The following is an 11,950-nucleotide window of genomic DNA, read 5'->3' as shown; positions in this document are numbered from 1 at the left end:
CTAATGCGCTGTTTTTATTAGTAAGAATTATTGATAAAAGTTAAAGACCCAATTTAGCCAGTTCTTTCAGCGCCACTTTCGTTGGCAATGGAATGTAACCATCTTTTTTAACAATCGCTTGCCCCTGCTGAGACAATACCATGCGTAAAAATTCAGCTTGTAGTGGAGAAAGAGGTTTGTTTGGGTGCTTGTTCACGTAAACATATAAAAAGCGTGATAACGGGTATTTACCGGTGAGCGCGTTTTCCATTGTTGCTTCAACAAATGGACCGCCTTTTTTAGACAGTGCAACCGCTTTCACACCTGCAACTTTATAACCGATACCAGAGTAACCGATTGAGTTCAGCGAAGAAGCAACAGACTGTACCACTGACGCTGAGCCCGGTTGCTCGTTCACAGTATTTTTAAAATCACCTTTACACAGTGCTTTTTTCTTGAAATAACCATACGTACCCGATACTGAGTTACGACCAAAAAGTTGAATATCTTTGGCAGCCCAACCGCCTGTTAGACCCACATCCGCCCAACGTGTTGCATTTTTGTCATTACCACATTTTTGTGTTGCAGAGAAAATTGCATCGACTTGTTTAATGGTTAACCCTTTGATTGGATTGTCTTTATTTACAAACACGGCAAGCGCATCAATAGCAACACGTACGACCGTTGGTTTGTAACCGTAACGTTTTTCAAACGCTTCAATCTCTTTAGATTTCATTTTACGACTCATTGGGCCAAACTGAGAAGTACCTTCCGTTAACGCAGGTGGCGCCGTTGAAGAGCCAGCGGCTTGAATTTGGATGTTGATATTTGGGTAATTATGTTGAAACTCTTCCGCCCAAAAGGTCATCATGTTTGCAAGCGTATCAGAGCCAACCGAAGAAAGGTTTCCTGAGATGCCACTTACTTTTTCATAACTTGGTAGTGAGCTAGCTGCCACAGGAGTTGCAACTGCAAATAATGATGCGCTAAGTGCCATCGCGGTTACTAATTTTTTAAGTTTCATTCTTGCTCCGATAGATATTTATTTTATTAAGTAAAGGGTAAGAGGTCTTCCTCTTGGTGATGTGACTAATATGCACACTTTCTGTGACACTTTAATGACAGCTGAAATTAATTTGAAAAAAAAGGCCTATCAACAAAATATTAATAGGCCTTAATAGCAAAACTTACTCTATTTACCGTTTAAAACGGCGGATAAAGAGCAGTGGCAAAGCAAAAATCCATAACCACAATGTTGCACCACCTTGACGTTCATAAGGCTCTTCATTACTTTTAAGCAGTGATGATTCCCAACAGTTAGGGCTATCGTTTGGTGATGATACCGCAGGATTAGGGGTTAATTTAAAAGCAACCTGTTTACCATTAATTTTGATTTTGTAATCCTCTGCATTTGGGTATCTAAATCCTTCTGCAAGTACAACACCTGAATCACTAATAACACGCGCACTACGAATGCGAATTAACTCATCTTGTACAACCACACCATCAATACGTTTACAAATCAGATCGTTCATCAACCACGCTTGATTTGTACTGTTATCAAACAAAAATGCAGTTTGGCTACGTGGGCTACCATAATAAACGGGATCAACTTGATCAAAGTCATCCACTGCACCAACCATCCAATTATCTTTATTGGCAGCATAAACGCGGCTATTGGCGCCACTTTTACTAATAGTTTGACTCCCACTTTCAAGACTTTGTTTTTTAGTGGCTACTTTTTTATCTTTCAGCGGAAAGCTAATTGCGCCCGTTTTATTGTTATAAACAAAAAACTCAGTTGCTTTGTTACGCCCTTTGGCCGCTTCATACTCACGATTGCCGGTAATAATACCCGCTTCTGAAATAGTTAATGCCCAGGTGTTGTAGATCCAATCTTCTTGATCTTCAATATCATTGGTGACAGCTTTTATCTCAACAGGCTCTCCATACTTTCCATTAACAAGTGGCATTATAATAGCGCGTTGACGTGCCCCCTCATCATTATTGTGAAATTCAAAAGTAGAAGCGCCGACAGCGATACCCGTGCGATTAATATCAAACGCATTGGCACTAAAAGTTGCATTGCCACCACGGTTATCTAGCCAATTTGATGCTAATGCGGTGCCTGTCAACTCTTTATCACTCGTGTTCCCATTAACAATATCCGTCACATCCCAAGTCCACGCTTGGGTATCAAACCCAGGGCAACGTACAAGTTCATTAATGTTGTAACGTTCATCATCTTCATCACTCTTATAACAGTCATTAAAATAATCTACGTTATCACGAGGATAAGAGACACTCGCATGACCAATCACTAATACCTTTCCATTTTTTAATTTTGTAATTTTGTAAGCGCTACTAAAGCCACCATTGTCATTATATTTTCCATTATCAGCGGTAAAAGGTGTCGGTAACAATTGTGTTACCAGACTTCCATCTAACGATTGAATAAATGCACGGCGAACAAAATCACGTTTTCCAGTGTTATAAGGCGCAGAGGAGTAACCAATCACAAACTTTTCTTCACTATCACTGATATAAACATCAGTCACTTTTACATCTGTATTTCCCTCTCCTGAATCAAAGGGTTGTATAGATGTATCGCCGACATTACCAAACATATAACTTGTATAACGATGACCGTATTTCGCCACATACGACTGTGCATTACGCCAGGCTTGATAAGCATTTTCGTAGCTATGTTGTCCTGCTGTTTCACTGCCCTCAAATTCCAATTCACAAAGTTCATCATCGTACTGACACTCACGATTAAAAGTGAACGGTAGACCAATATCAATATTTGTCGATAATGACGCTTTCATCGAATAGGTCGCGATAAGCGCCTCATCCTCTGACGTTGCCATCGCCACAGGAAAAGGCCCATACAACGCGCCATCAGCAGTAACACCGATCTCTTCAACCGTGTAATAGGGCAAATTTTGTGCGTAAACACTGTTTGCCATTAATAGTGCCAATGAGGCAACCGTTACTTTAAATTTCATCTAACGTTATTCTCCGTTTTGTAACTCTTCTAAATGTTCCCAACGCTCAAATGCGGTGTCTAGTTTTTGTTCTTTTTCCGCAAGCTCAGCGAGGAATTTATCCGCATCTTTTTTATCTTTAGTAAAGAACTCAGGCGTATTGATCATCAATTGTAGTGCTTCAACTTTCTCTTCTAACTGTTCCAGTTCTCTTGGTAGTGCATCTAACTCAAGTTGCATCTTGTAAGATAATTTTTTGGTGGCTTTGTTAGTCAATTTTTCTTTAACAACTACTTTCTCTTTTTTCTCAACAGCAACAGGTGCTTCACTTTGTGCTTTATGACGGGCAGCGTCTGTAAAACCACCAACAAACTGCTCGATATTGCCGTTGCCATCAAAGAACCAAGTATGGGTGACAGTATTATCAACAAAACTACGATCATGACTCACTAATAACAATGTGCCTTTATAATTTGCTAATAACTCTTCTAATAACTCCAGCGTTTCGACATCAAGATCGTTGGTTGGTTCATCAAGAATCAATAAGTTATTGGGTTTTAAGAAAATTTTGGCCAGTAAAAGACGATTCTTTTCACCACCAGAGAGTGCTTTAACAGGTGTTCTTGCGCGCACAGGGTGGAATAAAAAGTCTTGCAAATAACCTAAAACATGGCGTTTCTGACCATTTATTTCAACCTCTTGCCTGCCCTCTGCTAAATTATCCATTACCGATTTTTCAGGATCCAAGGTATCGCGGTATTGGTCAAAGTAAGCCACTTCTAATTTAGTACCACATTTCAGGACACCTGAATCAGGTTGAATTTGGTCTAAAAATAGTTTTAACATCGTACTTTTGCCACAACCATTACGACCGATAAAGGCTATTTTATCACCACGCATAATTGTGGTAGTGAAATCTTTTACGATACACAGATCACCATAACTGTACGAGACATTCTCAGCTTCAAAGATGATTTTACCTGAGCGATTCGATACATCGATATTGATTTTAGCTTTACCCTGCACGTTTTGACGAGCAGCACGCTCATTACGCAATGCTTTTAGCACGCGTACACGCCCCTCATTACGAGTACGACGCGCTTTAATACCTTGGCGGATCCACTTCTCTTCAATCGCTAATTTACGGTCAAACTCAGAATTTTGCTCCTCCTCAACACGTAACGCTTCCTCTTTAGCGATAAGGTATTCATCGTAACCACCCGGCCAAGAACTTAAATTACCACGGTCAATATCGATAACACGGGTCGATAAACGGCGGATAAACTCTCTATCATGGCTGATAAAAATAATAGAGCCTTTAAAGCTTAATAAAAACTGCTCAAGCCATTCAATGGTACCTACGTCTAAATGGTTAGTCGGCTCATCTAAAAGCAGTAAATCAGGATCGTTCACTAGCGCTTTCGCCAGTGCCACTTTGCGCAACCAACCACCCGACAGTTCGTTTAAACAAACATCAGGAGAGATAGCTAAACGGTCTAAGATTTGATTGATTTTACTGTCTAACTGCCAACCATCAAGCTGGTCTAATTTCTCTTGCCAGTGTGCTAATTTATTAAGCTGTTTTTCGCTGCAATCGGTTTCAATCACAATTAGTTGATGATGATAGGCTTTTAAAACGTCTCCTACTTCATCCATGCCAGAGGCCACAAAATCGTAAGCGGTCATAGTGTTTGCACTCGGTGGATCTTGCTCAAGACGCGCAATTTTAACATCAGTATTGATAAGCAGTGAGCCATCATCAAGCTGAATACGGCCATCTAATACTTTTAAGAGCGTTGATTTTCCTGCGCCATTACGACCCACTAAACAAACACGTTCATTGGGTTCGATCACTAAGTTGGTTTTGTTTAACAGAGGATGCTCGCCAAAAGCAAGCTCTGCATTATGTAATGTTAATAAAGCCATTAAATTCTCTTTTATAAATTATTCAGCTCGTCGCCATTTAAGCTAACTTCTGCGTTGAAAAAGGCTCATTTAAAAAACTAAACTGGCGCTTTTCCGCCTTGAATTAAGCGTAAATGGCTTAGCCCTGAGCATTTATTTTATTTAAGTAAACATCTAACCTTTTTGGTTAGATATAAAATTTTGTAATTGTTGTAGCGAAAAAGGCCAATTTAACGTTGATCCAGATTCATTTTCTACAACGGGAATAAGTGTGCCATATAACGCAATCAAAGCCTGTTTTTCAACAATATCAACTTTCACAAAAGTCAGATTGAGTTGCGCTAATAACACCAAAGCGTCATCACAAAGATGACAGCCATCGGTATAATAAAACCTTAAACGATTAGTCATGCTTGGTTAAAATAAAGCATTGATGGATTTTTTGATTACGTTTAAAGTCCTCTGGAATAGAGGCTTTAGAGATATCTTTGATATAGAAACCCAGTGCTTTAATTGCTTCAACATCTAATTTAAAGTTACGTTTGTTATTAGAGAAGATGATCTCTCCCCCGTCATTCAGACGTTTACTCGCATCGGTTAACAAACTCACGTGATCGTCTTGTACATCGAAGATCTCTTTCATCCGTTTTGAATTTGAAAACGTAGGAGGGTCAATAAAAATCAGATCATACATTTCATGTGCATGTTGTAACCATTTAATACAATCTTGTTGAATAAACTGATGCTTACCTTTAATACCATTTTCAGCAAAGTTTTTCTCACCCCATGCTAAATAGGTGTTGGACATATCCACACTGGTGGTTGATTTTGCGCCACCTAAAGCGGCATGTACTGACGCCGTTGCGGTATAACAAAATAGGTTTAAGAAATCTTTGCCTTGCGCCATTTTTGCAATTTGTAAACGGATAGGACGATGATCAAGAAACAAACCTGTGTCTAAGTAATCTTGCAGATTAACAATCAGTTTGGCTTGTCCTTCATGCATAATAAGGGATTGTTTTTTTGCATCGAGTCTCTCATACTGCTTGCGCCCTTTTTGGCGTTCACGCACTTTAATAACCAGTTTATCATCGCTAATATTAAGCATGTAACGCACGGTTGAAACAACATCTAAGAAACGACGACGCACTTTACCAAGCTCAATCTCTTTAGGTGCACGGTACTCTTGAATAATGATATATTCACCGTAACGGTCAATCGCTACGTTATATTCTGGCAAATCAGCATCATACATGCGGTAACATTCAACGTTTTCACGTTTTGCCCACTTTTCTATTTTCTTAAGGTTTTTAGTTAAACGGTTGGCAAATGCTTCACTATAAATAGCAGGTTTAATTTGTTGAGCTTCTTTGAAAACAATTTCAGATTCTGTTTCTTGGCCCATTTCAAAGCTATCAACATTTTCAGCTTCATCACCTTGCCCCTCTTCACCTCTACCCATAGTCCACGGGTTTATTGCCTCAACTTTTTCAGTATTCTCACTGTGTTTTTGACTACGCTTTGCATATTTATCTTCGTTGTTATCTTTGTAGACTTTATCGTTACTGCTCTCAACAACAGGCGCTAGCACGGCTTCAACATTACGCTTAGGAGATATGCGGTAGTTTTTAAGCACACATTCAATAGGACCATTGAAGAATTTAAAGCTTTTACCTGCGCGCATGCCTAAACAGCTTAATAGTTCAGTGTCCATCGCAAACATCGATAAGTTCCAACCTGCAAAGGCATCTTTAAAATGAGCGCCTAATTCAGTGTAAAGCGTAATGGTATCGCTGAAACCACCTAAACGCTCACCGTATGGTGGGTTTGAGATAAGTAACCCTGTCTCTAATTCTGGTGCAGGCAACACTTTTTTCGCATCTTGAACAGAAAATTCAATTAGCTCTGCTACACCTGCACGCTGTGCATTTTGCTTGGCGATACGAATCATCTCTTGACTCAAATCAGAAGCAAAGAATTTTTCAGTGCAATCTTTAACAGCACGTTTACCATAAACCTGTGCCGATGTTTTTAAGGCTTTCCAGCATTCATCATCATGCTTTTTCCACTTTTCAAAACCAAAACGAGAACGCATTGAACCCGGTGCAATATTCAGTGCCATCATTGCTGCTTCAATAATTAACGTACCCGAACCACACATAGGATCAAGCAAGGCTTCACCTTTCCAACCACTGCGTTTCACAATACCTGCAGCTAATGTTTCACGCAAAGGCGCTTCACCGGCAATAGTACGATAGCCACGAAGATGTAATGGAGATCCTGACAAGTCCAGATAGATAGAAACTTTATCTTTCCATAAACGGCCATTAAAACGGATATCTGAATCGCGTTTTTCAACATTAGGACGCTGTTCATCAAACTTTTTTCGGAATCTATCAACAATGGCATCTTTAATTTTCAGTGCGCCAAACTGGGTATTACGAATTTCATCGTTAGCCCCTGAAAAATCGACTGAAAATGTGCTGTTAATATCAAAATGTTCTTCCCATGGGATATTGCTACACCCCAGATAAAGATCCAACGTGGTAATCACTTTGAATTCACTGAGTTTAAGTAATACGCGTGACGCAAAGCGTGACCATAAACAGACTTGATAACCTTGCTCTAATGATCCCTCGAAGCTAACACCGCCACTCATCTGTTTGGGGGTTTCAATACCCATCTCTCTTAGCTCTGCTTCAAGCAGTGGGGCTAAACCTTTAGCGGTTGGGATGAAGTAACTTTGAATCGTTTGCATAATGGCGTTGGCTCTCTGAATTTAGGTAAATTATTTCGGAAAATAAATGGGAGGCATTATACACAAAAAAACACGGTAAAACCGTGTTTTTCATTGAGATAAAATTTAACCGTTTAAGCGAGTAATATCTCGCTGATCATCATCACACCATGACCCTTGCCACCAGCAGCCCATAAACCATTTTCACCTATTTGATAACTGCCTGAGAGGTCAAAGTGTAACCAGTTTTTTTCGGGTGTTTTTACAAATTTAGCTAAAAAAGCAGCAGCCGTAGATGCGCCCGCCATGCCTTCACCACTGTGGATATTGGCAATATCTGCAAAGGAAGAGCTAATTTGTTGTAAGTGAAAATCTTCAAAAGGCAAACGCCATAACATCTCATGACTTTGTTTGGCGCTGTCACTGGCCAATTGTGCGAATTGGTCATCCATGGTTAACACGCAGTTATAATCACGTCCTACTGCCATTTTGGCAGAGCCTGTTAATGTAGCTGCATCGATGATTTTTTTAGGGTTATCTTGCTGCGCGGCAAGCAATCCATCGGCCAATACTAAACGCCCTTCTGCATCGCTGTTTAATACTTCCGCCGTCACCCCATTTTTATAGGTGATCACATCTCCTAATTTAAAAGCATTACCACTCACTAAGTTTTCAGCACAACAAAGATAGAGCTTCACACGTTTATCTAAACCATTAACAATCGCTAATGCTAATGCGCCTGCTAAAGTGGCAGCCCCCCCCATATCACTCTTCATCACCGCCATCCCCGCACTTGGTTTTAAGCTGTAACCGCCAGAGTCAAAAGTGATCCCTTTACCCACTAGTGCATACTCAACAGGCGCATTTTCATCACCCGTAGGATTATAGTCAAGCTGTAACATTGCAGGGGCACGAACGCTGCCTTTACCCACTTGATAAGTTCCTTGAAAACCTTGTTCATTGAGTTGTTCACCACTGATAATATGATATTGGATAAAATTATTATCAGGTAAAACATGTTTAATTAAATCAGCCGATTTATCACATAACAATTCAGGTGAAAGCGCCTCAGGTCCGAGGTTGATGGTATTGCGTACCCATTCCACAATCAATTTACGAGACGTTAGCGTTTGTAATTGTATTTCATCTATTTCACCAAAATGCAGTTTTGCCCCTTTTTTAGCGTTAAACAGTCCTTGGCTAAATGCCCAGCGCAACTCACAATCCCACGCTTCGCCTTGTAACTTAATACTCTGTAATGACATACCATCTAATTTGCGCGCAGCTGTTTGTACTTGGCGAAACAGATTTTTATTTTTATCCAGATGGATAACCGCGTGTGCTTCAGCGAAACTTAATAGCGCATTATCACCCCAAACTGCTGAAGCGGGTTCAAAACTCAGTGATACAAAAAAAAAGTTAGTCATTGTTTTCCCTTTCTAATAAACAAAAATGCAAGCTAAGGCTTGCGTTTATCTTAAATAATCTGTTTTATAACTCTTCAATCCAACACTGCTGGATTGCTTCTAAAATACGTTCACTGCAATGTTTAGGATCATCATCAAACTCATCGAGCGCTAAAATCCATTCACGTAACTCAGTAAAATGAAGCAATACAGGATCTTGTTTAGGGTATTTGTCGATTAAAGCTAATGCTACTTCTAAAGAGTCTATCCATTTTAAGGTCATGTTATTTTCCCTATCGTTGTGCAATGATGAAGGTAAAACGCCTCTGTTTTGCTAGCAAGGTTAGCATTGAATAATTAACTACCCACGAATGGCAAGCACTTATAGGTGAGGATTTTACGTCTGTTTTGATTATAGTTCGTCGAGCTCATTCAGTAGAATGTTTAGTTATTGTGGCAGAGGGTTTACCTTGTTGCTATGTTAGAATAATCCAAACCTTTCCATAGGTCAACAGACCAATTTGGAGCGAGCCTTACTTTCCATTTGCGTTTTTCTTGCTCAATCAATTCCTTTAGAAACTAATCGGGGACATATATAGTCACTCCTTATAAATCAAGATTAAACTGTTTTTTCTTTGCTTTTTAATAATCGATATCGTGCAAAAATCATCGCCACTTAAACTTCAATACTTGCTGAACTTTGCACATTGAATGATAACGGGTATATAATATTTATGCCTAAAGAATAATTAACTCATAAACGATTACCAAGTCAGGTGTCGGCTTTCTTTGAAGAATATTTACTTGTTAATCAGAGATTATTTACAAATTAAACATTCTCTATATAACGCCATGCAAAGAGAAAAAACAACACTTTTTGTTAGCACTATTACAGAAGTTGCTTTTCATATTATTCCCTTGCTATGGCTCACACTTTTTATTGGATTATTAAAATAAACTAATTTAAATTTATTGTGTTTATGTTTAAGTGCCAAGGCTCTTCCGTAAAATAAAAAAGCGGAAATGAAGTTGATTTTATCGAGACTGCCACTGGGTTCTCTCACTGTGAGGGCTAAAGCTTGCATGTAATTATGAAAATATTTGGATCTCTTTGACCGTTGTGGACGGGAAAAGAATCAAAATACAAAATAATTTTACAACCAAACTATCAATACAAGCTCAAAATAATTGATCTGTTCCTGTATTGATAGTTGTGAATATAACAATAGACTCCACTTGAAAATGGAGTCATTAATAATGGCATTAATAAGGAAGTAAAAATAATGAAAGAAGTCGCATTTCGTTGGATTGATCAATATTTGGTAAATGTAAAAATTAAAGAAAATTTTTTATTCCTCTTTTTTATGCCACTTCTCGCGATCATCATGGTCAGTTTAGCGCTAATAAATGCTTCTCAGCAGCAACAAGAACAGTTGTTACTGCAGAACATGAATACGATTTCTAACTTGATATCGCAATCAGACCTGTCTGAAAACGATGTTACGCGTATCCTTGCTAACAGCAGTATTCAGGTGGGGTCAAAGGGCGTTAATACAACTGAGGTAAAGGATGCTAACTACAGTTTAACAACTCAAGTGCAGCCAAGCTTACTCAGTAAACTTAGTATTGCTCATATCAGCATTATCATCGCATCATGCTTACTCATCTCATTATCCCTTTATTACATTATGACCTTTATGGGCGGAGCATTATTTAATATTTATGATGCATTACACCGTCTTGCCGATGGCGACCTGGCTTCTCGTATTGGTTATGCGCCAGCCCGAAATGAATTTAATCTAATAGCACAAACGATTGATCGTGTTTCTGTTCGCGAACAACAGCTGGTAAAAGCAACGCAGGAAGCTATCGCATTGATCAAGCAAATTAGCGCACAGTTGCGTCAACGTAGTAACGAGAATGAAGCGTTATCTCGCCAACAGCAAGAACGTATAGATTCTTTAGCCAGTGCAACCGAACAGATGGCCAGCTCAATCCGTGAAGTGGCTCGTCACGCGCACAACACTTCTATCCAGACTAGCGAGGCAATGCAAACAACAACTGAGAGTCTGACACATGTCGATCAAACACTTGATGCGATAAAGCAATTAGCCTCTGAAATCAATTCAGCCGCAGATGCTGTAGCAAAACTGGATAACGATGCTGCGCAAATTGACAATGTAGTGACGACCATTAACTCTATCTCTGAACAAACAAATTTACTGGCATTAAATGCAGCCATCGAAGCTGCGCGGGCTGGTGAGCAAGGTCGTGGTTTCGCTGTTGTCGCCGATGAAGTGCGTACGTTGGCGGGTAGAACGCAACAAGCTACGGTGGAGATCAAAAAGATGATTGAGTCACTACAAGGCAATAGCCAAGGATTAATGAAGGTAATGCACCAAACCGTCAATAATTCTGAATTGAGTGAACAACATATGAATACTGTTAATAGTGACATTCAGAAAATAGCAGAGAAAAATCAATACATTGCTGATCGTAGCATTGAAATTGCGGCCTCCGCAGAAGAGCAGGGAGCGGTAGCTGATAACATCGCTTCCGATGTCGAGCAGGTACGTAGTCAATCGAGTTTAGTTGCTGAAATGATCACTCAGTCGGCTACAGAGGTACAGCAGCTTAATATGCAGGCTGATGTGCTTGAAGACTTAATGAAAGATTTAACAGTATAATACCATTCCGCTTAATATAATGATCAGGTTTTACGCAGGGTAAATGACTAAGGTCAAGGCGCATGATTGAGTAATAGCCGGCTATTGCGATTGAATGCAACGCAGATATTAGTCATTTAAACCAGTAAAAACGATCAGTTACTTAGGCGGATTGGTATAAGTCTGTACCCAAATTGTAGAGTTCACTGCTCCTGTTGAGGATACATTTCAAATGTTTATTTTGCTGAAATGTGTTTCCGGGGGCTTTTG

General features: G+C 39.5%; 8 protein-coding genes. 1 reads left to right on the top strand and 7 read right to left on the bottom strand.

The window, feature by feature from the left end; translation table 11 throughout:
* Nucleotides 1-40 precede the first annotated feature (40 nt).
* The 7 genes from G322_RS0100045 to iscX form a co-directional block, all read right to left on the bottom strand.
* Nucleotides 41-1,003: a PstS family phosphate ABC transporter substrate-binding protein gene (locus tag G322_RS0100045; protein WP_022939761.1), complete on the bottom strand. Its 963-nt coding sequence runs from the start codon at nt 1,001-1,003 to the stop codon at nt 41-43.
* A gap of 172 nt (nt 1,004-1,175) precedes the next feature.
* Nucleotides 1,176-2,987 (bottom strand): DUF3466 family protein, encoded by a 1,812-nt coding sequence (locus tag G322_RS0100040; protein ID WP_022939760.1) that lies wholly within the window; start codon nt 2,985-2,987, stop codon nt 1,176-1,178.
* 6 nt (nt 2,988-2,993) lie between these two features.
* Complete coding sequence (gene uup, locus G322_RS0100035) at nt 2,994-4,892, bottom strand: ATP-binding cassette ATPase Uup (RefSeq protein WP_022939759.1); 1,899 nt, start codon at nt 4,890-4,892, stop codon at nt 2,994-2,996.
* A 153-nt stretch (nt 4,893-5,045) separates the two neighbouring features.
* Nucleotides 5,046-5,282: a glutaredoxin family protein gene (locus G322_RS0100030; RefSeq protein WP_022939758.1), complete on the bottom strand. Its 237-nt coding sequence runs from the start codon at nt 5,280-5,282 to the stop codon at nt 5,046-5,048.
* Nucleotides 5,275-7,629: a bifunctional 23S rRNA (guanine(2069)-N(7))-methyltransferase RlmK/23S rRNA (guanine(2445)-N(2))-methyltransferase RlmL gene (rlmKL, locus tag G322_RS0100025; protein ID WP_022939757.1), complete on the bottom strand. Its 2,355-nt coding sequence runs from the start codon at nt 7,627-7,629 to the stop codon at nt 5,275-5,277. Before rlmKL ends, G322_RS0100030 begins: the two co-directional genes overlap by 8 nt.
* 113 nt (nt 7,630-7,742) lie before the next feature.
* Nucleotides 7,743-9,035, bottom strand: coding sequence for an aminopeptidase PepB (gene pepB / locus G322_RS0100020; RefSeq protein WP_022939756.1), 1,293 nt, complete (start codon nt 9,033-9,035; stop codon nt 7,743-7,745).
* A gap of 64 nt (nt 9,036-9,099) precedes the next feature.
* A complete protein-coding gene (iscX, locus tag G322_RS0100015) occupies nt 9,100-9,297 on the bottom strand; it encodes a Fe-S cluster assembly protein IscX (protein WP_022939755.1) in 198 nt (65 codons plus the stop codon).
* Between the two features lie 1,000 nt (nt 9,298-10,297).
* On the opposite strand from iscX, the gene G322_RS0100005 reads away from it, so the two are divergent.
* Nucleotides 10,298-11,701, top strand: a complete 1,404-nt coding sequence (locus G322_RS0100005; RefSeq protein ID WP_022652370.1) for a methyl-accepting chemotaxis protein — start codon at nt 10,298-10,300, stop codon at nt 11,699-11,701.
* The last annotated feature ends 249 nt before the right edge of the window (nt 11,702-11,950 follow it).

The sequence above is a fragment of the Psychromonas hadalis ATCC BAA-638 genome, from assembly GCF_000420245.1.
GTDB classification, from domain to species: Bacteria; Pseudomonadota; Gammaproteobacteria; order Enterobacterales; family Psychromonadaceae; genus Psychromonas; species Psychromonas hadalis.
Note: the sequence above shows the minus strand (reverse complement) of the source record. Positions and strands in the feature narration are given on the sequence as shown.